This is a genomic window from Butyricicoccus sp. AM32-19 (assembly GCF_003480365.1).
Taxonomy (GTDB): Bacteria; Bacillota; Clostridia; order Oscillospirales; family Butyricicoccaceae; genus Agathobaculum; species Agathobaculum butyriciproducens.
In genome coordinates, this window is sequence record NZ_QUIX01000001.1 from 85,040 (window position 1) to 108,807 (window position 23,768).

General features: G+C 54.6%; 19 protein-coding genes and 1 other annotated feature. Of the genes, 17 read left to right on the forward strand and 2 right to left on the reverse strand.

The annotated features are described in order from the left end of the window. The first annotated feature begins 346 nt into the window (after positions 1 to 346). From DW806_RS00360 to DW806_RS00420, 13 genes are all read left to right on the forward strand, one after another. A complete protein-coding gene (locus DW806_RS00360) occupies positions 347 to 1,267 on the forward strand; it encodes an FUSC family protein (RefSeq protein WP_118728757.1) in 921 nt (306 codons plus the stop codon). Between the two features lie 765 nt (positions 1,268 to 2,032). After that, positions 2,033 to 3,448: a cysteine--tRNA ligase gene (gene cysS, locus DW806_RS00365; RefSeq protein ID WP_118728758.1), complete on the forward strand. Its 1,416-nt coding sequence runs from the start codon at positions 2,033 to 2,035 to the stop codon at positions 3,446 to 3,448. 342 nt (positions 3,449 to 3,790) lie between these two features. Beyond that, a complete protein-coding gene (locus tag DW806_RS00370) occupies positions 3,791 to 5,176 on the forward strand; it encodes a citrate/2-methylcitrate synthase (RefSeq protein WP_118645842.1) in 1,386 nt (461 codons plus the stop codon). A gap of 85 nt (positions 5,177 to 5,261) precedes the next feature. Next, entirely contained in the window at positions 5,262 to 5,639 is a 378-nt protein-coding gene (locus tag DW806_RS00375) for a hypothetical protein (RefSeq protein WP_118728759.1), read from the forward strand. A gap of 50 nt (positions 5,640 to 5,689) precedes the next feature. Beyond that, positions 5,690 to 5,857, forward strand: a sequence feature (ribosomal protein L10 leader region). A gap of 10 nt (positions 5,858 to 5,867) precedes the next feature. Then, complete coding sequence (rplJ, locus tag DW806_RS00380; protein WP_110435457.1) at positions 5,868 to 6,434, forward strand: 50S ribosomal protein L10; 567 nt, start codon at positions 5,868 to 5,870, stop codon at positions 6,432 to 6,434. 78 nt (positions 6,435 to 6,512) lie between these two features. Next, positions 6,513 to 6,884 (forward strand): 50S ribosomal protein L7/L12, encoded by a 372-nt coding sequence (gene rplL, locus DW806_RS00385; RefSeq protein WP_116704748.1) that lies wholly within the window; start codon positions 6,513 to 6,515, stop codon positions 6,882 to 6,884. A 166-nt stretch (positions 6,885 to 7,050) separates the two neighbouring features. Beyond that, complete coding sequence (gene rimO / locus DW806_RS00390) at positions 7,051 to 8,385, forward strand: 30S ribosomal protein S12 methylthiotransferase RimO (protein WP_118728760.1); 1,335 nt, start codon at positions 7,051 to 7,053, stop codon at positions 8,383 to 8,385. A gap of 6 nt (positions 8,386 to 8,391) precedes the next feature. After that, the gene (gene pgsA, locus DW806_RS00395) at positions 8,392 to 9,051 is read left to right on the forward strand and encodes a CDP-diacylglycerol--glycerol-3-phosphate 3-phosphatidyltransferase (RefSeq protein ID WP_117751027.1); all 660 of its coding nucleotides are present in this window, start codon (positions 8,392 to 8,394) and stop codon (positions 9,049 to 9,051) included. Between the two features lie 363 nt (positions 9,052 to 9,414). After that, positions 9,415 to 10,542 (forward strand): Gfo/Idh/MocA family protein, encoded by a 1,128-nt coding sequence (locus DW806_RS00400; RefSeq protein WP_118728761.1) that lies wholly within the window; start codon positions 9,415 to 9,417, stop codon positions 10,540 to 10,542. Between the two features lie 116 nt (positions 10,543 to 10,658). Further along, complete coding sequence (locus DW806_RS00405; protein WP_118728762.1) at positions 10,659 to 11,552, forward strand: TIM barrel protein; 894 nt, start codon at positions 10,659 to 10,661, stop codon at positions 11,550 to 11,552. A 204-nt stretch (positions 11,553 to 11,756) separates the two neighbouring features. Further along, positions 11,757 to 12,776, forward strand: a complete 1,020-nt coding sequence (locus tag DW806_RS00410) for a sugar ABC transporter substrate-binding protein (protein ID WP_118728763.1) — start codon at positions 11,757 to 11,759, stop codon at positions 12,774 to 12,776. A gap of 342 nt (positions 12,777 to 13,118) precedes the next feature. Further along, complete coding sequence (locus DW806_RS00415; RefSeq protein WP_118728764.1) at positions 13,119 to 14,258, forward strand: sodium:solute symporter family transporter; 1,140 nt, start codon at positions 13,119 to 13,121, stop codon at positions 14,256 to 14,258. After that, on the forward strand, positions 14,221 to 14,457 hold the full coding sequence (locus DW806_RS00420; RefSeq protein WP_118728765.1) for a hypothetical protein: 237 nt from the start codon (positions 14,221 to 14,223) through the stop codon (positions 14,455 to 14,457). The genes DW806_RS00415 and DW806_RS00420 overlap by 38 nt, the downstream gene beginning before the upstream one ends. A 274-nt stretch (positions 14,458 to 14,731) precedes the next feature. Here the strand turns inward: DW806_RS00420 and DW806_RS00425 are convergent, their stop codons facing one another. Then, positions 14,732 to 15,583, reverse strand: a complete 852-nt coding sequence (locus DW806_RS00425; RefSeq protein WP_118728766.1) for an AraC family transcriptional regulator — start codon at positions 15,581 to 15,583, stop codon at positions 14,732 to 14,734. Between the two features lie 113 nt (positions 15,584 to 15,696). Then, positions 15,697 to 16,875, reverse strand: coding sequence for an iron-containing alcohol dehydrogenase (locus DW806_RS00430; protein WP_118728767.1), 1,179 nt, complete (start codon positions 16,873 to 16,875; stop codon positions 15,697 to 15,699). Between the two features lie 120 nt (positions 16,876 to 16,995). Between DW806_RS00430 and DW806_RS00435 the strand changes: the two genes are divergently transcribed. The 4 genes from DW806_RS00435 (at position 16,996) to mfd (ending at position 23,697) form a co-directional block, all read left to right on the forward strand. Further along, positions 16,996 to 17,991, forward strand: a complete 996-nt coding sequence (locus tag DW806_RS00435) for a putative ABC transporter permease (RefSeq protein ID WP_118728768.1) — start codon at positions 16,996 to 16,998, stop codon at positions 17,989 to 17,991. Positions 17,992 to 18,221: 230 nt separating this feature from the next. After that, a complete protein-coding gene (locus tag DW806_RS00440; RefSeq protein WP_110435446.1) occupies positions 18,222 to 19,463 on the forward strand; it encodes a cysteine desulfurase family protein in 1,242 nt (413 codons plus the stop codon). A gap of 117 nt (positions 19,464 to 19,580) precedes the next feature. Beyond that, positions 19,581 to 20,015, forward strand: coding sequence for a Fe-S cluster assembly scaffold protein NifU (gene nifU, locus DW806_RS00445; protein ID WP_118477998.1), 435 nt, complete (start codon positions 19,581 to 19,583; stop codon positions 20,013 to 20,015). A 217-nt stretch (positions 20,016 to 20,232) separates the two neighbouring features. Beyond that, entirely contained in the window at positions 20,233 to 23,697 is a 3,465-nt protein-coding gene (gene mfd, locus DW806_RS00450; RefSeq protein ID WP_118728769.1) for a transcription-repair coupling factor, read from the forward strand. Positions 23,698 to 23,768 lie beyond the last annotated feature (71 nt).

Below are 23,768 nucleotides of genomic sequence, written 5' to 3' on the forward strand. Positions count from 1 at the left end.
GCGGTTATCGTGTATTATAATACCTGTGATCAGGAAATGATCCAAACACAAAAACGTAATTTAGTCATTAACTTTTAAGGAGTTGTATATATCATGATGAAGGGTTTCTTTAATGGTCTGGTAAGCGCACGCATGATGGAGCTGGATAACGGCCGTTCTTTCTCTAAGGCTCGCAAGGCAGAGCGCACTGCTAAGTAAGCGGTAATCAAACCGAATTTATAAAGGCTTCCCGGAACAGATGGCCGGGAAGCCTTTTTCTTTGTGTGACAGGATTGTGTTGGCTTTTACCGATAGAATGTGGTACACTTAAAAACATACGGTATTCAGGGGTAAAGGGGATAGGACGTTGCAGTTTATCAAACGGTTTCGGGTAGGTCAGCGTGCCATCAAGACTGCGGTATCGGTCGGTCTGGCGCTTGCACTGGCGATGGTGCTGGGTTCCAGCCTGCCTATTTTTGCAGCCATCGGTGCAATTTCGGTGATGAGCCGTACCTGGGTGGATTCGCTCAAGGAGAGCCTCAATCAGATAGCGGGTACATTTCTCGGCTATCTGATCGCATGTGTGTTTGTTACCGTGCTGCCCAATCCAACGTTTTTCGTGTGGATGGCGCTCGGCGTGCTGTGTGTGATTTCGCTGTGTATCGGTCTCAAGCTGAATTTTGCGATTCCGCTGGCGAGTATCGTGTTTGCGGATGTGTGCCTGTATACCGGCGGAGATTCAATCGTGTATGGCTTCCACCGCTTCACGGATACGCTGGTCGGTCTGGTGGTGGCGCTGCTCGTCAATGTGGTGATTCGGCCGTATAACAACCGCCAGAAGATCATCAATACGATGGATGAGATTCAGAAAATGTTTCTGCCGCTGCTGCAGTCGCGCGTGCTCGAGCATCGTTATCCGGATCTGACGCCGCTGACAGAGAAAATGACCTCGCTTGCGTCCGAGCTGCGTATTTTCGAGAAGCAGCCGGTAGCGCTGTGGCAGCATGCCGTGCGTGTTGCCGCCCGACGGCAGGAGGCCGCCTATCTGCGCGGCTGCGAGCAGCTGCTTGCCAAAATGTGCGGTGAGCTGGCGGCGCTGTGCAATATGGACTCCAATCCGGCGCCCGGAGAGGAGAGTATAGAGCGATTGGAGGCACATGGTCTTACCGCGCCGGAAAACCTTAAGGATTACTGCCGGTGCTCGCCGATGGATGCACAGGTTATGGATTTTCATATCGGCAATCTGCTCGATGCGTATGATTTTCTGACCGCGTTTCATCATGTGTAAAAATATACCGCAGGTGCACGAACTGTTAAAATCGTGCACGCTGCGGTGTTTTTATAGTCATACAGCGCATAGACAAAATACGCCTTAATCTGCTATACTGTTGTTTAAGGATATATACACGCTGTTTTTGTATGGCGGTCAGCCCTTTCTTTCCCCGCGGTCTGCGGTGGAAAGGAGGTGGGCGCAGATGAAGAAGAAAGCACTTCAGCTTTTTATTTGTGCGGTCATTGTACTGTACATTTTCTTCGTAAAAGCGCGATGACCGCTCGGCTGGTCCCCGAACGGTCATTAGCATAAAACTTTTGATTCGATAAAGGGCTGACTGCATAGACAGTGTCCCTGTATATCCATAGTATACCGCGGAAAGCGCTGTTCGTCAAGATGGTGCTCTCTGCGGTGTATTTAATTTTGCGGAAAGCTGTGGCCTGCACCGGTCGGCTTGACTTCTCCTCATAAAATGGTTATAATAAAATCATTATAATCGTTATTTATGCGATGACGCAGGAAAAGTAACCGGATCGCCTTGCGCGAAAGAGAGAGGCTCCTCGGCTGAAAGGGCTTTGCGCGGGAAACGGTGAAGTGCGCCTGCCGAGCAACAGGGTCAAACGCCTTGCGGGAAGTGCCCGTTACCGCACTGCACGAGCGAAAAATCGGAGTGGAACCGCGTTTGCACGCCTCCCGAGGGAAGAATATCCCCTGGGAGGCTTTTTTATTCCCGAAACTCCGCATAGCTTTCCTGAAAACCATCAAAAGGAGATAAAAATCATGAAACTCTACAACACGCTGACCCGTCAGAAGGAGGAATTCGTTCCGATCACGCCGGGCGAGGTAAAGATGTATTCCTGCGGTCCGACGGTATACAACTATTTCCATGTCGGCAACGCACGTCCGTTCATCATTTTCGATCTGCTGCGCCGTTACTTCGAGTACCGCGGCTACAAGGTTGAGTTCGTTCAGAACTTCACCGACATTGACGACAAGGTAATCAACAAGGCGAACGAGGAAGGCGTGGACTTCAACACCATCGCTGAGCGTTATATTAAGGAATATTTCGTTGATGCACAGGGTCTGGGCGTCAAGAAGGCGACCGTGCACCCGCGTGCGACCGAGACCATGGACGCTATTATTGATATTGTTGAGCGCCTGATCGAGAACGGTCACGCTTACGTTGCTGAGAACGGCGACGTATACTTCCGCACCAAGTCCTTCCCTGAGTATGGCAAGCTGTGCCACCAGCCGATGGAGGAGCTGCAGGCCGGTGCCCGCATCTCGGTCGGCGAGGTAAAGGAAGATCCGATGGACTTCGCGGTCTGGAAGGCTGCAAAGCCGGGTGAGCCGGCTTGGGATACGCCGTGGGGCAGCAAGGGCCGTCCGGGCTGGCATATTGAGTGCTCGGCTATGGCGAACAAGTACCTCGGCAAGACCATCGACATCCATTCCGGCGGTCTTGATCTGATTTTCCCGCATCACGAGAACGAGATCGCACAGTCCGAGTGTGCAAACGGCTGCACCTTTGCGCATTATTGGCTGCACAACGGCTTCCTGACCATTGACAATGAGAAAATGTCCAAGTCCAAGGGCAACTTCTTCATGGTCCGCGACGCAGCAAAGCAGTTCGGCTATGAGACCATCCGCATGTTCATGCTGAGCGCGCACTACCGCACTCCGCTTAACTACTCCGCTGAGTCGCTTGAGATGAACAAGGCCTCCCTTGCCCGTCTGTACGAGGCCCGCAATAATATGGAGTTCCGCATCGAAAAGGCATCCGGCGACACCATGACTGCCGAGGAGGCCGAGAAGCTGGAGGCTCTGAAGGGTTACAAGCAGAAGTTCATCGACGCAATGGACGACGACCTGAACACCGCAGACGCACTGTCCGCCATCTTCGAGCTGACCCGCGAGATCAACGCGTACAACGGCTCTCATCAGGATGCCACCAAGGCATTCCTGACCGCAGCGCATGACCTGTTCATGGAGCTGACCGGTGTGCTCAATCTGGTGCAGAACCGCGACGATGCGGTTGATCCGGACGCAGAGAAGATTGAGGAGCTGATCGCGCAGCGCGCCGCAGCTAAGAAGGAGAAGAACTTCGCTGAGGCAGACCGTATCCGCGGTGTGCTGGCTGATATGGGCGTTACCATTAAGGATACCCGTCAGGGCACGCAGTGGAGCCGCAATTAAATCGCAAATCCTGACTATTTGATAGAGAAAGTCCTCTGTTCGTGTGTGGATAGAGGACTTTTTGCGTGTTTCCGCACTGGCAGAGCATCTTGCTGACGCAGCACGCGTGTATCGGTCAACCGGTGCTAAGGCAACACTGCAGTCGACTTTTTCACTTCAAATTGATAAAATCTTTGCACGCCGCAAATAAAAATCTTGCGTGATATCAGGATGAACAAGCGGAAAACCTGCGAAAAAGCGGTTTTTGTCGGTTTATACAAGTGTCGTTGATTGACATTTTTGCAGGATTGCGGTACAATATATTCATTATCTGATTTATTGGGACGGAAAGGAGAAGGCGGAATGACGATTCAGCCTGATTATGTAAAGGAAGAACTTTTGCATGAACTGAGTGAGAGCTTTTGTATGCACAACCAGCTCCCACCTGATCTGTTTACGCGTTACCGCATCAAGCGCGGCTTGCGTAACGCGGACGGTACCGGTGTTCTGGTCGGCGCATCGCATCTGGGCAACGTACACGGCTATATTCTGAACGAGGGCGAGCGCGAGCCGATCGAAGGCCGCCTGACCTATCGCGGATATAATGTATACGATCTGATTCACGGTCTGGAGCAAGAAAACCGCTTCGGCTTTGAGGAGATCGGTTATCTGCTTATGTGCGGCAAGCTGCCGAGCCGCCGTCAGCTGGCGGAATTTCAGCACACCATCGGTCTGGAGCGTGCCCTGCCGGACAACTTCACCGAGGATATGATCATGCGTGCACCGAGCCGCGACATCATGAACAAGCTGGCAAGCGCAACGCTGGCACTGTATTCCTATGATGCGAACCCGGATGAAACCACGGTCGAGAACATTATGCGTCAGGGTATCAGCCTGATGGCCAAGTTCCCGGTTATCATTTCGCATGCGTATCAGGCAAAACGCCGCTACTTTGATAATGATTCCATGTTCCTGCATGTGCCGGATCCGAACCGTTCGACTGCAGAGAATATTCTGCACCTCATCCGTCCGACCGGCGAATTCAACGATGACGAGGCTAAGCTGCTCGACCGCTGTCTGATCCTGCACGCCGAGCATGGCGGCGGTAACAACTCGTCTTTCACCGTGCGTGTTACTTCTTCGTCCGGTACGGATACCTATTCGGCGATCGCGGCTGCGGTTTCCTCGCTGAAGGGCCCGCGCCACGGCGGTGCAAACCTGCGCGTCGTCAAGCAGTTTGAGGAGATGAAGGAGAATATCCACAACTGGAAGGACGAGACCGAGGTCGGCAATTATCTGCGCAAGATTCTGAATAAGGAAGCAGGCGACGGCTCCGGCCTGATCTACGGCATGGGTCATGCAATTTACACCTTGAGCGATCCGCGTGCCGTTGCACTGAAAAAGGCTGCTCGTCCGCTGGCGGAAAAGACCGGCTATTCGGACGAGATGGATTTGATCGAGCTGGTAGAAAAGCTGACGCCGGGTGTCTTTGCCGAAATCAAGGGCAGCGACAAGCCGATGTGTGCAAACGTCGATATGTACTCCGGCTTTGTTTATAAAATGCTCGGACTGCCCAAGTCGCTGTATACGCCGCTGTTCGCTACCGCGCGTATCGTCGGCTGGATGGCACACCGACTTGAGGAAGTTACCACCGGCGGTAAGATCATCCGTCCGGCGTATAAGCCTGTTGCGAAGAATATCGAGTATGTTAATATTGATGAGCGGAATGACGGTCCGATCAACGACTGATTTTTAATTAGTAATCAGTAGTTAGTAATTGGAGTGGAGGGTATAGTGCTCTCCGCTCTATTTATATTGTGCAGAGGATAATTATATGGGAATGCTCAGCTTAGCAGATATCCTATTAACAGATGCGCAGGTATCTTATAAAGAAAACCGTATCATCCTATATTTCAAGTCGGATGCGGAAGTGAATCCGATATTCAAGGAGCACGTCAGATCGCTGTATGCCAAATTCGTTAAACAGGAAAGCGTTTCGGTGACTATCGGGGAACATTCCTTTGAATCTCATATTATTTCACTGGCCAGTGCTGCGTCTCCGGAGGAATATGTATCGGACGATCCCGTTGAACGGCTTATGTGCGGTGATGAATTTACCATTACAGTTGAAAACAATGGTCATATCGCAGAGAATACCGCGGAACAGAGGGTATCAAAAGCCGGCACTGCACCTCTAATCCTGAAGGAATGATATTTAATAAAAAATTTGAAAAAAGTGTTGACAACCTGCTCTATATGCGTTATACTAAATGAGCTTGGTCAAAGACAGCTGGCGCCGCAAGGCTTAAATGGCGATTTATTCGCCGCCCGCCGAGGTCAACACAGACATGTTTATTATCATATTTGATTATGTTTTCTGTGTACCCTCCCTGTGTCTTTGCACCGGGAGGGTACTTTTATTTTACAGGAGGTGAAAATGATGCCGAACGCAAAGATTCTGGAAGAGAAGAAGGCTCTGGTCGCTTCCCTGGTAGAGAAGATCAAGAATTCTCCGGCAGGTGTACTGGTCGACTACAAGGGCATCAACGTAGAGGATGATACCAAGCTCCGCAAGCAGCTCCGTGAAGCTGGCGTTGAGTATGCTGTCATCAAGAACACTCTGATCCGCTTTGCAGCTAAGGAACTGGGTTTTGACGAGCTGGATGCGTGCCTGCACGGTACCACCGCTCTGGCAATCTCCACCACCGACGACGTTGTCGCTCCGGCGAAGATCCTGGCTGACTTTGCTAAGACCCACGAGAACTTCACCCTGAAGGCTGGTTACCTGGAAGGTAAGGCCATCGGTGAGGACGAGGTCAAGAAGCTGGCTGCTATGCCGAGCAAGGAAACCCTTATCGCTCAGGTACTGTACAGCTTCAACTACCCCATTATGCAGCTCGCTATTGCTTGCGATGCTATCGTTAAGAAGGCAGAGGGCAATGAGGAAATGAAGGTTGCTGAACTGGTAGCCCCGAAGGAAGCTGCAGCAGAAGAAGCTGCTGAGTAATTTCCCCGCACTGACTGATTTATTCGGTCAGGAACACATTTTAACTTAAAAATTATCTAAAATTGGAGGTTTAATCCCATGACTGTTGCTGAGATTATGGAAGCTGTAAAAGAGCTCAAGGTTATGGAGCTCTCTGAGCTGGTAAAGGCTCTCGAGGAAGAATTTGGTGTATCCGCTACGCCGGTAGCTGTTGCAGGTGCTGTAGCAGGCGGCGACGGCGCAGCTGCTGCTGACGCTAAGACCGACTTCGACGTAGTTCTGGTTGACGCTGGCTCTTCCAAGATCAACGTTATCAAGGCTGTTCGCGAGATCACTGGCCTGGGCCTGAAGGAAGCTAAGGAGAAGGTTGACACCGCTCCGCAGACCATCAAGGAGGCTGCTCCGGAGGCTGAGGCTAACGAGATCAAGGAGAAGCTCGAGGCTGCTGGCGCTAAGGTTGAGCTGAAGTAAGGTTTCCTTACCGAACCAACTGCTTGCAATCAAGCAATTCCAAAGACGCAGAGTGTTTGCTCTGCGTCTTTTTCTATGCCAAAATTTCCGTCAGTCAGTGGTGACAAACCCGAAATTGTGCGGTATAATAAAATAGAATAATAATGTGGACAAGAAGGAGAATCTCATGCCGAAATTAGGACTTATTTCGCTCGGCTGCGCGAAAAACCTCGTGGACAGCGAGCACATGCTGGCCCGGCTGCGGGACGCAGGCTGGGAGATCACCGAGGATATGACCGAAGCAGACGTTGGCGTTGTCAACACCTGCGGCTTCATCGAAGCCGCTAAGACCGAGGCTATCGAAACCATTCTGGAGACCGCCCAGAATAAGCAGACCGGCAATATGAAGGGCTTGGTCGTGACCGGCTGTCTGGTGCAGCGCTATGCTGACGAGATGCGCGCTGAGCTGCCCGAGATCGACGTATTCTGCGGAACGGGCAGCTATGATGACATCGTGGACGCGGCCAATGCGGCGCTCAAGGGGCAGCAGGCGGCGTACATGGCCGATATGACCTCTGCTGCACTCGACGGCAGCCGTGACCGCCTGACACCCTCGTACACCGCATACTTTAAGATTGCGGAGGGCTGCTCGAACACCTGCGCGTACTGTATCATCCCCAAGCTGCGCGGCCGTTACCGCAGCCGTGAGATGGCATCGCTGCTCGAGGAAGCGCGTGCGCTCTCTGACGCAGGCGTTAAGGAGCTGATCGTCATCGCGCAGGACATCACCAAGTACGGTATGGACCTGCCCGAGCATAAGCGTCTGCTGCCCGAGCTGCTCCGCGAGCTGTGCAAGATGGACTTTACCTGGATTCGTCTGCACTATCTCTATCCCGACCAGATTACGGACGAGCTGATCGACGTGATTGCGGATGAGCCGAAAATCGTAAAGTATCTGGATATTCCGCTGCAGCATGTCTCTAAGCGCATTCTGCGTGCCATGCACCGTCCGGGTGACGGCGCGGAATTTACCAGGCTGATCGAGGATATGCGCGAGCGTATTCCGGGTCTTGTACTGCGTACAAGCCTGATCGTCGGTCTGCCGGGCGAGACCGAGGACGAGTTTGCCGAGCTGTGTGAGTTCCTGCAGAATGTCGGCATTGAGCGTGTCGGTGTGTTCGAGTATTCGCCGGAGGAAGGCACGGAGGCCGCAGAGCTGCCCGACCAGATCGACGACGAGACCAAGCAGAACCGCCGTCTGATCGTCGAAGAGCTGCAGTCCGGTGTGCTCGACGACTACAATACCTCCCGCCACGGTGAGGTCATGCAGGTGCTCTGCGAGGGCTTTGACGAGGAGCAGGGCCTGTGGTATGGCCGTACCTACGCGGATTCGGTCGAGGTAGACGGCCACGTCTACTTTGACGCGGCGGATAACGAACCGGCGGAAGGCGAGTTCGTGTCCGTTCTCATCACCGAAAGCCTTGGACCCGACCTACTCGGTGTCCGTCAGAAGGAGGCATAATTTCCTATGACAACCGCAAATAAAATCACGCTGACCCGCATTGCGATGATTCCGTTTTTCATCTATTTTGCGGCGCAGCCCATGCTGATCATCGATGAGACCCGGTATCTCGCCGCGTTCCCGACCAGCACGGTCATCGCGCTCGTGCTGTTCTGCGTGGCATCGTTCACGGATTTTCTGGACGGCTATGTGGCGCGAAAGTACAATCAGGTGACGGATTTCGGCAAATTTGTCGATCCGCTGGCTGATAAGCTGCTCGTAGCCTCCGCGCTCATCCTGTTCGTGGAGCAGAAGGCAATGGCAGGCTGGATGGTCTGCGTTATCCTCGCGCGTGAGTTGATCATCACGTCTCTGCGCGTGGTTGCAGCCAATAAGGGCGTTGTTATGGCTGCAACGTGGACGGGCAAGGTCAAGACCTGTGTGCAGATTGGCGGCATCATCGTCATTTATCTGTATTATATCATCATGGGTGCGCTGGCAAACGGTATCGCCTTCGCGGACGGCGATGGTGTTACCGCTGTTATGTTCATCCCTCATGCGGATGGTATGCCGCTGCTGCTGACCATCGTCGGCTGGGTGGTAACGCTGGTTACCATTTACTCCGGCTATGATTATCTCAAGAAGAACTGGGATCTCATCAAGGACGGCGCGGTAAAGGCAAAGTAAAACCGCATACTGTTTCAGCCTCAGAGGTGCACTTCGGTGCACCTCTTTTTTATTATTTCCTCTGGTGCGGGAACAGGACATATGTGAAAATTTTCTTATTTTGAAAGACTTTTCTACGCTAAATCGGTATTCGTTCAAGGTGTGCAAACGCACACATCCGGCTCTGTGCAAGCTGTACAAGAGGGGAAATAAAAGAGTAATTTTTGTATAGAACAGAGTTACCCAGTGCATTGTGATATAACCTATTCGCGGCTATAATATAGTCAAACAAACGAAAACACCGAAAGTTAAAACAAAACAAAAACTTCTGGTAAATCGTGAAAAGAGTATGTCTAAGACTTAAATGTCAAGGAGGAAATTATCATGAAAGAAATCCGTATTGGTCTGGTAGGTTCCGGCTGGATGGGCAAGGCTCATTCCTCTGCACTGGCTGACGCTGAGATGCTGTTTGGCCCTGACTACGGCACCGCATCCTTCGAGATCGTAGCTGACGCTAACGAAGAGGCTGCAAAGTCCGCTCAGAAGAAGATCGGCTTCAAGCGCATCTCCACCGATTGGCACGATGTAGTTACCGACCCGAACGTAGACCTGGTTGATATCGCTACCCCGAACGCTTTCCACTATGCAGTTGCTAAGGCTGCCCTGGAGAACGGCAAGAACGTATACTGCGAGAAGCCGCTGTCCATCTCCGCTGAGGAGTCCAGAGAGCTGGCTGAGCTGGCTGCCAAGAAGGGCGTAGTCAACTACGTTGGCTTCAACAACACCCAGAACCCGGCAAACGCTTACGTTCGTGAATTGGTTCAGTCCGGCGCTCTCGGCAAGATCATGCGCTTTACCGGCACCTACGATCAGGACCAGCTGCTCGACGAGTCCCTCCCGATCACCTGGCGCCACATCAACAAGCTGGCTGGCTGCGGTGCTCTGGGCGACCTCGGTTCCCACCTGTTGTCCATCTCTCAGTTCATCATGGGCGACATCACCAAGGTAAACGCAGTTGCTACCACCGTATTCCCGAAGCGTCCGAAGTCTGCAGGCTCCACCGAGATGGTTGACGTTGAAAACGAAGACATCATGACCTTCATGGCTGAGTATGCTAACGGCGCTCTCGGCCAGATTGCTTGCTCTCGTGTTGCTACCGGCCGCAAGAACTACCTGACCTACGAGATTCAGGGTACCAAGGGTTCTGTTCGTTACGATCTGGAGCGCATGGGCGAAGTTCAGGTTTACTTCCAGTCTGACAACGAGCGCGACCGCGGCTTCCGCACCGTACTGCTCAACCCGCTGATGAAGGGCTACTCCGCATTCCAGCCGGCAGGCGGTATCTCCATCGCTTACAACGACATGAAGATCCTCGAGGTTCACGCTCTGTTCGACGCTATCACCAATGGCGCTGACTATGTAACCGACTTCGAGTTCGGCTACAAGATCGACCGCACCGTAGCTGCTGTTATCGAGTCCTCCAAGACTCACGAGTGGGTTGACGTTAAGTAAGTTGCCCGTTTACATCAATTAAAACATAATGCCGAAACGGTCTCCGGCGGGAGTGATTCCGCCGAGACCGGAAAGGCTGACAGTTTCCTGAATAATTTGACAGGGAGGATAAAATTATGGCTATCAAGATTGGTATTGCACCGGACTCCTGGGGCGTCTGGTTTCCGGCAAGTGATCCGAACAATGCAAAGCAGCCCCAGTGGTGGCGCTGTCTGGACGAAATGAAGGTTGCCGGCTACGAGGGCTGCGAGATTGGTCCGTGGGGCTACATGCCGAACGATGATCCCAAGGTGCTCAAGAACGCTATGGACGCGCGCGGCCTGACTCTGGTAGGCGCTACCGAGGGCGGCAACTTCCTTGATGACGCGGCTGTTGAAGGCATGCTCAAGGACATCGACGATATCTCCAAGCTGTTGAAGGCTTTCCCGAGCGCAAAGTATATCGTTCTGCTGCCTCCGATGTACACCAACCTCGCTACCGGCGAGCTGGAGATGAACCCGGAGCTGACCGACGAGGAGTGGGCTACCTACTGCAAGAACGTGCAGAAGTGCGCGGACCGCTGCGCAGCGAACGGCTTTATCGGTCTGTTCCACCCGCATGTTGACAGCCACGTTCAGACTGAGGAGCAGATCGAGCGCTTCCTGAACGACACCAATGTAGATCTGTGCTTCGACACCGGCCACCATGTATACGGCGGCGGCGAGCCGATTTCCTTCTACAAGAAGTGGGCGAAGCGCATCCCGTACATCCACTTCAAGGACTGCGATCTGGCAGTCAAGGCTAAGATGGACGAAAACAAGTGGTCTTTTGCCAAGGCTGTAACCGAGGATATCATGGTTGAGCCGGGCAAGGGCAGCATCGACTTCACTGCAATGCATAAGGCACTCGACGAGTGCGGCTACGACGGCTGGTGCGTCGTAGAGCAGGATCTGTTCCCGGTAAAGTCCTTCGACGTACCGCTCGAGAAGGCGACCATCGGTCGTGAGAACCTCCGCAAGGCAGGTTTCTAATGAAATAGTAATCGCAATACCCATTTTACAATCGCATCTACACTATTCCCGTTTTCATTATTTTGTTATCCGGTCCCTCTTGAATTTCCGCTCCAACAGAAAATCAAGAGGGACTGCTGATAAAGAGTACACGCAAGTGTGAAATACACAAGCGTAAAAGGGCGCTGAGAGAGCAGGGCCCGGAAAAAAGAGAGGAGAAAAATTATGAACAAGAAGAGAGTGTTAGCGATGTTGCTGGCAGGCGCGATGGCTTTGTCGATGACCGCATGTGGCGGCGGCAGTGCTTCGTCGGGCGATGACAGCAGTAATGACGGTGGCGCATCCGCTTCCGGCGGCAGCTACAAGGTCAGCGTTATCCTGAAGACCCTGGCGGCCGAGTACTGGCAGTATGTAAAGTCGGGCGCTGAGGACTATGCTTCCGAGCATTCGGACAAGGTTACAGTAGAGGTTAAGGGTCCAAGCTCTGAGACCGCTTTCGATGAAATGCAGAACATGATCGAGACCGACCTCAGCTCCGGCAGCTATGACGGCATTGTTATTTCTCCGCTGCAGTCGGATACCGCGGCGCAGCTCGTCAGCGGCACCAAGCTGCCGATCGTTGCGATCGACACCAACTTCACGGCACCGGAGGTTAAGTCCTTCGTAGGTACCGGCAACGAAGCTGCTGCCAAGAAGGGCGGCGAGGCTGCTGTAGAGGCTGCCAAGGCTGCCGGCTGGACCGATATCAAGTGCATTGAGATCGCAGGCGTACAGGGCGACCAGACCAACACCGCTCGCATGAACGGCTACAAGGCTGGCGTTGAAGAAGCAGGCGGCACCTTCCTGAGCGACGAAGTACAGTACGCAGACGCAACTGCTGACCGCGCTACCACCGCTATGGAAGCTATCATGCAGACACATCCGGAAGGCATCGCAATCATTTGCGCAAACAACGACGATATGGCTATGGCAGCAGCCCGTGCAGCGCAGGGCCATGACGCATACAAGAACACCATCTTCCTCGGCTTCAATGGTGACCGCGCTGCTTGTGAAGCAATCCTGGCCGGCCAGATGACGATGTCTGTTGCCCAGATGGCTTACGAGATGGGCTACAAGGCTGTTGAGACCATGATTCAGGTTCTGGACGGCGAGACCGTTGACGAGTTCGTTGACTCCGGTTCTGACGTAGTTACCCCGGACAACGCGCAGGAGCGCCTGGATACCCTGAAGACGCAGCTCCACTAAGAAAACTGCATTTCGCACAAACGCAGATTGTGCGATAATGTTCATGCGCAAGATACTCTCTCCGGATCGGCAGGAAAACGCTCCAACGTTCTGCCAATCCGTAATGGATAAACGCAAATTTCAAAGATCCTTTCTCTCATTCTATTTCTCTATATGGTGGTGCCCCCTGCTCCTGCCCAAGCGGGATCAGGGGGCATTGCTATGGAATGAAGTTGGATGAGATAGACAAAATTAGCAATTCTGTACAGATTATCCTGCAGGCTGCAGAGAAAAAGAGGGACACGCTGCTGCAAACACCCATGGCAGCGTATTTACACAGCAAACAAGAGGGGTTTCAAGAAAATGGTATTTACACTGGGTTCATTTGTGCTTGTCACCGTAGCGGTGGCATTCGTAAGCTGGCTTAAAACCAAGGGAACGGACGAGACCAGCAAAGACGGTTACTTCCTTGGAGGCCGAAGCCTGAGCGGTCTGGTTATCTTTGGTTCTCTGATGATGACCAACCTTTCTGCGGAGCAGCTGGTAGGCCGCAACGGTCAGGGCTATGCAGCCGGCATGACTGCAATGGGATGGGAGACCATGTGCCCGATCGCATTGACGCTGATGGCACTGTTCTTCATCCAGAAGTATTTCAAGCTCGGCATTTCCACTATCCCGGAATTTCTGGAAAGCCGCTTTGACCGCGCAACCCGCGTCATTGTATCGTTCATTTTCCTTGTCGCTTATATTGTAACCATGCTGCCGCTGGTGCTGTACGCAGGCTCGGTAGCGATGGAGCGTATCTTCGGCATTACCGCACTGATGGGCGGCAACCGTTTCATGGCAACCACCGTAATGTGCGTTGCACTCGGCATAATCGGCGGTATCTATGCAATCTTCGGCGGCCTGAAGGCCGTAGCCGTATCGGACTCTCTGAACGGCATCATCTTTATCATCGGCGCGGTCATCCTGATCCCGGTTCTGGCATTTATCGCACTGGGCGACGGCAGCATCGCAGAAGGCATCCGCATTTTCGCTACATCCTCTCCGGAGCACCTGAATGCGATCCAGCCTGCTGACGCACAGCCGCCGTACATTCCGTGGCCGATGATCGTACTTGGCTGTGGTATCAACCACATCTCTTACTGGTGCACCAACCAGTCCATCATGCAGCGCGTACTCGGCGCTAAGAACCTGAAGGAAGCACAGAAGGGCTCTCTGCTGACCGGTCTTACCTGCGTATTCTGCCCGATCTTTCTGGTAGCGCCCGGCGTTATCCAGTTCATCTATTATCGCACCGTTCCTGCTGTATCTGCCGGCCGGCATCAGCACCTTCCTCAATCAGATGTGGGGCTACTACGGCGTTCCGGTTCTGGCCATTGTTGTTATGGGTATTCTGGCTCCGCGCATGCCGAGCTTTGCACCGAAGGCTGCCATCATTGTCCATATCGTATGCTATGGCCTGATGATGAACCTTCTGCCGTTCCACTTCCTGTACTTTGAAGTAGGCGCATTCGTAATTGACCTGATCCTGATGGCGATTCTGACCAAGGCTGCACCGCGCAAGGAAGCCTATGTACTGCCTGATCTTGAGGTTGTTGATATGACCCCGTGGAAGTACCGCAAGCCGGTCATTGCAGTTACGTTCATCCTGCTGGTTGGCATTTATGTGCTGTTCTCTCCTCTGGGTCTGGGCGGCTAAAGGCTTCGCCTCGATTGAAATCACGGTTTCAATCGAATTTCGACGAAAAACCGCGTCCTGCGGACACATTTTTTCGTCCCTTGTATAAAAAGGCAGGCGCTATCCTTGCGCGACTTCTCGGTCGCGCTGCGCGTACACGCCCCGCCTTTTTATGAATTTGCTTCGCAAATTCGATTGAATGCGTGCTACCGCACGAAGCACATTGCGGACAGCCGGAATTACGATTTACAAGAAGAAAAGACAGACCGTTTTGCGGTCTGTCTTTTTTGTGCGTTTAGAAGGAAATTGCCCGGAATGCCGTTGGTGAAATATCCGTTTCCTGCCGGAATGCCCGCGCAAAGTGCGACGCACTGTTGAAGCCGCAATCCTCGGCAATCTGCTCAATGGTCAGGTCACTGGACAGCAGCAGACGCTTGGACTGACGCAGACGGTACTGCAGCAGATACTCATGCGGCGTACAGCCGACGTATCGCTTGAAGCTGCGGATAAAGTGGGATTTGCTGATGCCGCACATCTCAGCAAGGTCGTTCAGCGAAATGTCATCGGCAAAATGACCGTGAATGTACGCCAGTGCCGGTGCAAGCAGCTCGCTGATGACGGTGGTTCGCACGGTCTGCGATGCCAGACCGCCCAGAATGCTGTGGACGGCAATGGAAATCTGGTGCTCGTTCATGGAGGCAAACTGCGTGCTCATGCCGTACTGCGCCGAGTGCACAACCGTGCGGAACTGGTCCTTGAGCGACAGCATCGGCTGCTTTTCGTGCACAAGGCCAAAGCGCTCGGTCAGATATTCGGTGTACTGCTTGCTGCTTGCACCGTTGAAGTGAAACCAGTAGAAGTCAACCTTGTCCGGACACCAGTAGCAGTGCGGCTTGCGGCAGTCGAACAGCGCTATTTCGCCCTCATGCGCCTCAGCGGTCATACCGTCTGTGCGGATGCAGAGCGAACCGCTGTTGATGTAGATCAGCAGGTATTGGTCAATGCCGTTTCGCTCAATCCGGTAATCGCTGTTACAGATGAACTGACCGAACTGCGGGCAGTAATACAGCGCACTTTTCGCAAATTCGGACGGCAGTGAGAAGTCCATGAAGGACGGGGTCAGTACGCCGGTATCTACAATTTGCATAAAATCCCTGCTTTCATTTGGTCTCGATAGCGATGAGATACAGGGGGCGGCTGCTGCACAGCCTTCCCTTCGCAGCTGTTACGCTTATTGCACTGCCTTTGTCACAGGCGGTTTTACTCCGCCAGCTTATAAATCTCGATGATAGCCTGTTCGTCGAGTGCGGAATAGCTCTTGACCGGACCCTTGACCGTGCGGACGGTATTCGCTGCCAGCTGTGCGTAATTCTCCGGCTTGATGCCCAGCTGCGACAGATGCGTCGGCATGCCGATCTCCTCAAAGAAGCGCTTCATGGTCAGGATGCCTTCGCGCGCGGTGCGCTCGGGATGATGAAAATCCATCTCCACGCCAAATACGCGGTTCGCCAGCTGAGCAAAGCGCGGAAAATCGTTCTTCATTTCGTACAGCGCCCAGGCCGGGAACAGCACGGACAGACCGGCACCGTGTGCAATCTCATCGCGGAACGCGGACAGCTCATGCTCGAGCTTATGCACCGGGAACAGGCGCTTGCGGCCGCAGCCGGTGTAATCGTTATGTGAAACGCTGCCCGCCCACATCAGGGAAGCGCGGGCTTCGTAGTCGCGCGGATTGGCGATTGCCCGGCGGCCGGCATCGCGCACGGCAATGAGCAGACCCTCGGCAATGCGGTCGGTAATGTCGCTTTCGCCGCCTTCCGGCGTGAGGTAACGCTCGAGCGTGTGCATCATGATGTCCACAATGCCGCAGCCGGTCTGGAATTTGGACACGGTATAGGTGTTCTCCGGATCAAGGAAGCTGATGAGCGGACGGTTGGTCTCGCTCGTGATACCGCGCTTCTCCTTGGTCTCCTCGTTGGTGAGTACGCAGGAGTTGCTGCTTTCCGAGCCAGAGGCTGCCAGCGTCAGCACAGTGCCGACCGGCAGCGTGGTATCCGGCTTTGTGCCGGTGGATGCAAACTGCCACGGATCGGTTTTGGTGGCAACGCCCATGGCGATGGCCTTTGCCGAGTCGATTACCGAGCCGCCGCCGACTGCCAGTACAAAGTCGATGCCCTCTCGCTCTGCCAGTGCAATGCCCTTGCGGACAAGCGATACCTTCGGGTTCGGCGATACACCGCCCAGTTCAACAAAGGCAAGACCCGCCGCAAACAGGCTCTTTTCTACACGGTCCAGCAGACCGGTCGTGCGTGCGCTCGAGCCGCCGAAGTGCACTAAAATGCGGTGCACTCCCAGCTCTTTCAGACGCGGGCCGATCTGTTCCTCAATATCTTTACCAAATACAATCTCAGTCGTGGTGTGCAGATTAAAATTCAGCATTAGGCGTTCCTGCCCTTCCTATTAAAATAGTATGATTCTATTATATCGTTCCCCTTGCAAAAAGTCAAAAAATTCGATAAAATAGATAAATACGAAATCCGAATCGTGAGGAGTGAGAGCGTGTATTACAGTTATTCCGCCGCCCAGTGGCTGCTGGTTTTCTACCTGTACTGTATGCTCGGCTGGTGCTTTGAGTCCACCGTGGTCTCGGTAGGACAGCGCAGACTGGTCAACCGCGGCTTCCTGCGCGGCCCCATGCTGCCGATTTACGGCTTCGGCGCCGTGATCCTGCTGCATGTTTCTCTGCCGTTAAAGCAGCATCCGGTGTGGCTGTATCTGGCGAGCATGATCGCGGCGACCGTGTTTGAATACATCGTCGGCGTGGTGATGGAAAAGATATTCAAGGTAAAATACTGGGATTACTCCAAGCAGAGATTCCAGTTTCAGGGCTATGTCTGCCTGCGCTCGTCACTGTGCTGGGGCTTTCTCGGCCTGATCCTGACGAGCGTCATTCATCCGCCGATTGAAAAGCTGGTGCTCGGTCTGCCGTTTATCGGGTTGATTGTGATCGACGTTCTGTTTTCGGCGGCATTTATCAGCGATGTGATCGTATCCGTACGCAGCGCACTCGATCTTGCCAAGGTGCTCGAGGAACTCGACCGTCTGCGCGAGCAGGGAGCCGAGCTGCGACAGCAGCTGTCCGAGACTGCGCTTGTCGGTCTGACCAACCTGTCCTACCGTGTAGAGGAAGCGCACGGCGAATTCACTGAGAAGGTGGGCGAGGCGAAGGCACAGCTTGCCGAGCGTGTGGACGATGCCAGGGAGCAGCTTGCCGACGCGAAAGCGCAGCTCTCCGAGAAAATGGACGATGCGAAGGAACAGCTTGCCGCCGTGCATGAGATGCGCTCCGACGAGCGCAGGGCGCAGACCGAAGCTGCACGCGAGCAGCTGCAGACTAAGCTCGACGAGCTGCAGCGCCGCTTTGACGAGCGGGCAGCCGCACTCGGCCGCACCCGCAAAAGCCTGCTGCGCGGCAACCCGACCGCCCGCTCCGAGCGTTATACCGAGGTGCTCGAACGGCTGAAAAAGCGCCTCGATACGCACACGCACCGGTAAAACACAGCTAACCTCCTTATAAAACTACACAAAATGCACAAACTAATGCAAAATACAGCAGGATACGCGTGCTGTTTCGTCAGTTTTTCACTTGCTAAAATACCCGTTTCGGGTGTATATTAGTAGTACCCGCTGAACCTATCATTTTGCTCGGGTTTTCGCGCGTCGAAAACCGCCTGTTCAGCTTGTGTTTAAGACAACCTTTTTGGACAAAGAAAGGCAGATATACTATGGAAAAGAGATTTGTATATGCGGATAACGCGGCGACGACCCCGATGTCCGAAACTGCGTTCAACGCTATGAAGCCGTGGCTGACCGAGAACTACGGCAACCCGTCCTCTCTGTATCGCATCGGCCGTGCGGCAAAGGAAGCGCTCAACGATGCGCGTACCGTTGTCGGCAAGTGCCTGAACGCGGCAGAGCCGGTCAACGAGAAGAACGACTATGCACCGGGTGAGATTGTATTCACCGGCGGCGGCTCGCAGGCGGACAACCTTGCGATCCGCGGCTTTATGCACGGTCCGTCCTCCAAGGGCCGCAAGCACATCATCACCTCCAAGATCGAGCATCATGCAGTGCTTTACACCTGCGAGGCGCTTGAGAAGGAGGGCTACCGCGTTACCTATCTGAATGTGGATAAGGAAGGCCGTGTAGATCTTGAGCAGCTGAAAGCAGAGCTGTCCGAGGACACTGCACTGGTTTCCGTTATGGCGGCCAACAATGAGATCGGCACCATCCAGCCCATCAAGCAGATTGCTGAGCTGGCACATTCCGTCGGTGCAAAGTTCCACACCGATGCGGTGCAGGCTGTCGGCCATATGCACATTGACGTGCAGGAGATGGGCATCGACATGCTGTCCCTGTCCGGTCATAAGTTCCGCGGTCCGCGCGGCACCGGCGTGCTGTATGTGAAGAAGGGCATCACCCTTGAGCCGCTGGTATACGGCGGCGGTCAGGAGCGCGGTCTGGTTTCCGGCACCGAGAACACCGCAGGCTGCATCGGTCTGGCAGCAGCGATGAAGGAGGCCGTTGAAGGTCTGGACGAGAAGATGGGCTACGTCAAGAAGCTGACGGACAAGCTCGTTAAGGGCATCATGGAGAACATTCCGTACTCCCACTATACCGGCGATCCGGTAAACCGTCTGCCGGGCACCGCTTCGTTCGTCTTTGAGGCGATTGAGGGCGAGGGCCTGATCCTGCGATTGGATAACGCAGGCGTATGCGGCTCCACCGGTTCGGCATGCTCCACCGGTTCGCTCGATCCGTCTCACGTTCTGATGGCGATCGGTCTGCCGCACGAGATCGCGCACGGCTCTCTGCGCCTGACCCTTGGCGAGCAGAACACCGAGGAGGACGTTGATTATATCATCGAGACGGTCACCGATGTTGTTAAGACCCTGCGCTCGATGAGCCCGGTTTGGGAGAACGGTCATCCTAACCTGACCGCTGCAACCGAGCTGCACGCACATTAAGATAAGCGGAAACGTATCCCGTAGGGCGCGACGACTCGGCGCGCCGGGGTCGTCACGCCCTACGATTGATTTTCCTGCAATATATTCATTTGATTGGACAAAAAGGAGATAGATTTTATGCAGTACAGTGAAAAGGTGCTCGACCACTTTACGCATCCGCGCAATGTTGGCGAGATTGAGGACGCAAACGGTGTCGGTGAGGTCGGCAACGCAAAGTGCGGCGATATTATGAAGATTTACCTCAAGGTGTCGGACGACGGCATCATCGAGGATGTTAAGTTTAAGACCTTCGGCTGCGGCGCGGCAATCGCAACCAGCTCGATGGCTACCGAGATGGTAAAGGGCAAGAGCCTGGAGGAAGCGCTCAAGCTGACCAACAAGGCCGTTGCTGAGGCTCTGGACGGTCTGCCGCCGGTAAAGATGCACTGCTCCGTGCTGGCAGAGGAAGCGCTGCGCTCTGCAATTTCCGACTATTACAAGCGTCTGGGCAAGGATCCGTCCGAGATTCTCGGCTGCGATGCAGACTGCGAGACCTGCCACAAGGCAGACTAACACGCATATTCCGCAAAAAATACGCATAACATTAGGGCAGATTGAGAAATCTGCCCTTTTGGTGTCTCAATAATTAAGAATGAATAATGGAGAATTAGCGCTATCCTTGCGCAGACTTCAGTCGCGCTGCGCTGGTATCGCACTTTGCGCGATGATTCAATAACCGCCTTTACAGGCGGACTCCTCCATTTTCCATTATGAAAGGGAGGTGAACCTCTTGAACGAAATTACAAAAAGTATAACTTTTCTAAAAGAATACAAACAGTTAAAACAAGCCGTTGATGAGGGCAAAACTCCGGTGCTGGCAGTTGGCTTATCAGCCATCCACAAGGCGCATCTGGCGGCGGCGTTAGGACTGGATACAGGCCGTCCGGTACTGGTTTTGACCGACGACGACAACACTGCGAATCGATTTGCCGCTGATTTGCGCGGTTTTTCCGAGCGTGACATTGTACAGCTGCCCTCTCGTGAGCTGGTGATGGCGGATGTAGTCGGTGTGTCGCGCGGCTACGAGCAGCGCCGTCTGGCAGCACTGGACGAGCTGCGTGATGCGCATTTCGCGGTCGCGTCCGTGCAGGCGGCGGCCCAGCGCACCATGCCGCCGGAGGCGCTCAAGGCGGCAATCGTGTCGCTGGCCACCGGTGAAACCGCGCCGCTGGATGAGCTGGCACAGTCGCTCACGCGCGCAGGCTACGAGCGCTGCGTACAGGTCGAAGGCACCGGTCAGTTTTCCATTCGCGGCGGCATCCTCGATGTGTTTCCGCCGCAGGCGGAGCACCCGTACCGCGTGGAATTCTGGGACGATGAGATTGACTCAATCTCCACGTTCGACGTCGGCAGTCAGCGCCGGTTGGAGCAGTGCGAGTGCCTGCGCTGTCTGCCGTGTATGGAATCCATTCCGGCACTGGCGAAGGGCGGTGCGGCAGGACTGGCAAAGGCTGTTCTGGCACTCACCTCGACCCGCCGGAAGAAGCAGCATGCGGATTTGCAGACTAACCTTGAACGGGACGCAGAACGTCTGCGCGAGACCGGTTCGCTGCCCGCAGCGGATAAGTATATGCCGCTCATTTATCCCGAAATGGCGACCGCGTTCGACTATCTGCCCGAAAATGCCATCGTCATCATCGAGGACACGCCGCGTCTGCGTGACGCGGTGCGCGATTTCCACGCGCGTGTAGCCGACGACGTAACCGCGCTGCTCGAGCGCGGCGAAATGCCGCCGAATCTGGGAGAATATGCGCTCGATTTTGTCGGCGTATGCAGCATGAAACGCCAGATTCTGCGTCTGGACAGCTTTCTCAACAATGTGGCCGAGCTGACACCGCAGCATCTGGAAAACTTTATCGCCAACCAGATGAACGCCTACGGCGGCAACCTCGACATGGCGTCTGCCGACATCCGCAGCTACACCGAGCAGGGACGCGCGGTAGCGGTCGTGTGCGGCAGTGCGCTGCGCTGCCGGAACATGCTGGATGCGCTGACCGACACCGGTCTCAACGTAAAAATCAGCGACCTGCTGCCCAAGGGCGGCTGCGTCAACATCATGGAAGGCACGCTGTCCGCCGGTTTTGAGTATCCCGATCTCGGTCTTGTTGTCATGACCGAGGGACAGGTTCTTGCCCGGCGAAAGAAAACGCAGGTCAAGAAGTCCAACCGTGATAAGGTGAAGTCGTACACTGACCTGACACCGGGTGATCTTGTCGTGCACGAGCACCACGGTATCGGTCGGTTTATCGGTATGGAGCGCATGACGGTGGACGGTTCCGAGCGCGATTTCATCAAAATTGCGTTTGCGGGAACGGATTTTCTGTATGTTCCGGCAACCTCGCTCGACCTCATCTCCAAATACATCGGCGGCGGCGACAACGAGCGTGTGCGGCTGAACAAGCTCGGCGGTGCGGACTGGAGTAAGGCGAAAGCACGCGCCAAAGCGGCGGCAAAGGAGCTGGCCGAGGGTCTCATCAAGCTGTATGCCGAGCGCGCCAAGGTCAAGGGCTACGCCTTCCCGCCGGATGACGCGTGGCAGCGCGAGTTCGAGGAGGATTTCCCCTACGAGGAAACCGATGATCAGCTGCGCTGTATTGCCGAGATCAAGGACGATATGCAGTCCGACCGGCCGATGGACCGCCTGCTGTGCGGTGACGTTGGCTTCGGCAAGACCGAGGTCGCGCTGCGTGCCGTGATGAAGTGCATTCTCGCGGGCAAGCAGGCGGCGATCCTCGTACCGACGACCGTACTCGCGCGGCAGCATTACCTGACTGCGATGCAGCGTTTTCAGGGTCACCCCATCACAATCGAGCTGCTCACGCGTTACAAGACCGGCTCGGAGCAGACTGCGCTGCTCAAAAAGCTGGAGGCGGGTTCGGTCGATCTGGTTATCGGCACGCACAAGCTGTTCAACAAAAAGATCAAGTTCAAGGATCTCGGTCTGCTCGTTGTGGACGAGGAACAGCGGTTCGGCGTCGGGCACAAGGAAACGCTCAAGGAAATGAGCAAAAACGTGGATGTGCTCACGCTGTCGGCAACGCCTATCCCGCGCACGCTCAACATGGCGCTGTCCGGTATCCGCGATATGTCCTCCATCGAGGAGCCGCCGCAGAACCGCCATCCGGTGCAGACGTTCGTGCTTGAGCAGAACGACGGCGTGCTGCTTGATGCCATCCGGCGTGAGCTGGGACGCGGCGGACAGGTATACTACCTGCACAACCGCGTGGAGTCCATCGAGCGATGTGCGAACATGTGGCAGCAGCGGCTTCCGGATGCGCGAATCGGCATCGTTCACGGCAAAATGGGTCAGAAAGAGATTGCAAAGGTTATGAACGAGATGGCAGACGGCGAGATTGATATTCTGGTCTGCACCACGATTATTGAAACCGGCATTGATATTCCGAACGCGAACACGCTTATCATCGAGAACGCAGACAATATGGGTCTGGCGCAGCTGCACCAGATTCGCGGCCGTGTAGGCCGCTCGTCGCGCCACGCCTACGCCTACCTGTGCTACCGGCACGGCAAGGCGCTGAGCGAGATCGCGCAGAAGCGGCTCGGTGCGATTCGTGAGTTTGCAGCGTTCGGCTCGGGCTTCAAGATTGCCATGCGTGATCTGGAAATTCGCGGTGCCGGCAATGTGCTTGGTCCCGAGCAGTCCGGCCACATGATGAGCGTCGGCTATGATCTGTACCTCAAGCTGCTCGAAGAGGCTGTGCAGGAGGAGAAGGGAGAAACACCCAAGCCGCGTGTCGATTGTGCGGCCGAACTGCTGATTTCTGCCAACCTTCCCGCCGATTATGTTGCGGATGCGGGGCAGCGTGTCGATCTGTACCGCCGTATCGCGCTCATCCGCACGGACGAGCAGCGCAGTGATATGCTCGATGAGCTGATCGACCGCTTCGGTGAGCCGCCTGCGGAGGCCATCGCGCTGCTGGATATCGCGCTGCTGCATGCTAAGGCCAGCGAGCAGGGGATTGCGGAGATCAAGCAGCAGGACGGACGGCTGCTGCTCACCTTCTCCGAGACCGATTTCGCGCGCCTGTCCGCGCTCTGCGGTGACAGTGAATTCAAGGGCCGCCTGCTGCTCAACGCCGGTTCGACACCGTATCTGTCGCTGCGTCTGAATAAGGGCGAGAAGGCGATGGAAATGGCACAGACGCTGGTTGATAAGTACGCTGCCACGGCAAAATAAGCAGGAGAATGGTAGAAAGCGTGATTCATTGAAGCCGATTTTCTTCACTGAGCTTGCAGACAGGAGAGCGG

Coding starts and splice junctions, on each gene's coding strand:
- cysS (WP_118728758.1), top strand. CDS start 2,033: ATGAAACTCTACAACACGCTGACCCGTCAGAAGGAGGAATTCGTTCCG.
- DW806_RS00370 (WP_118645842.1), top strand. CDS start 3,791: ATGACGATTCAGCCTGATTATGTAAAGGAAGAACTTTTGCATGAACTG.
- DW806_RS00375 (WP_118728759.1), top strand. CDS start 5,262: ATGGGAATGCTCAGCTTAGCAGATATCCTATTAACAGATGCGCAGGTA.
- rplJ (WP_110435457.1), top strand. CDS start 5,868: ATGCCGAACGCAAAGATTCTGGAAGAGAAGAAGGCTCTGGTCGCTTCC.
- rplL (WP_116704748.1), top strand. CDS start 6,513: ATGACTGTTGCTGAGATTATGGAAGCTGTAAAAGAGCTCAAGGTTATG.
- rimO (WP_118728760.1), top strand. CDS start 7,051: ATGCCGAAATTAGGACTTATTTCGCTCGGCTGCGCGAAAAACCTCGTG.
- pgsA (WP_117751027.1), top strand. CDS start 8,392: ATGACAACCGCAAATAAAATCACGCTGACCCGCATTGCGATGATTCCG.
- DW806_RS00400 (WP_118728761.1), top strand. CDS start 9,415: ATGAAAGAAATCCGTATTGGTCTGGTAGGTTCCGGCTGGATGGGCAAG.
- DW806_RS00405 (WP_118728762.1), top strand. CDS start 10,659: ATGGCTATCAAGATTGGTATTGCACCGGACTCCTGGGGCGTCTGGTTT.
- DW806_RS00410 (WP_118728763.1), top strand. CDS start 11,757: ATGAACAAGAAGAGAGTGTTAGCGATGTTGCTGGCAGGCGCGATGGCT.
- DW806_RS00415 (WP_118728764.1), top strand. CDS start 13,119: ATGGTATTTACACTGGGTTCATTTGTGCTTGTCACCGTAGCGGTGGCA.
- DW806_RS00420 (WP_118728765.1), top strand. CDS start 14,221: ATGATGAACCTTCTGCCGTTCCACTTCCTGTACTTTGAAGTAGGCGCA.
- DW806_RS00425 (WP_118728766.1), bottom strand. CDS start 15,583: ATGCAAATTGTAGATACCGGCGTACTGACCCCGTCCTTCATGGACTTC.
- DW806_RS00430 (WP_118728767.1), bottom strand. CDS start 16,875: ATGCTGAATTTTAATCTGCACACCACGACTGAGATTGTATTTGGTAAA.
- DW806_RS00440 (WP_110435446.1), top strand. CDS start 18,222: ATGGAAAAGAGATTTGTATATGCGGATAACGCGGCGACGACCCCGATG.
- nifU (WP_118477998.1), top strand. CDS start 19,581: ATGCAGTACAGTGAAAAGGTGCTCGACCACTTTACGCATCCGCGCAAT.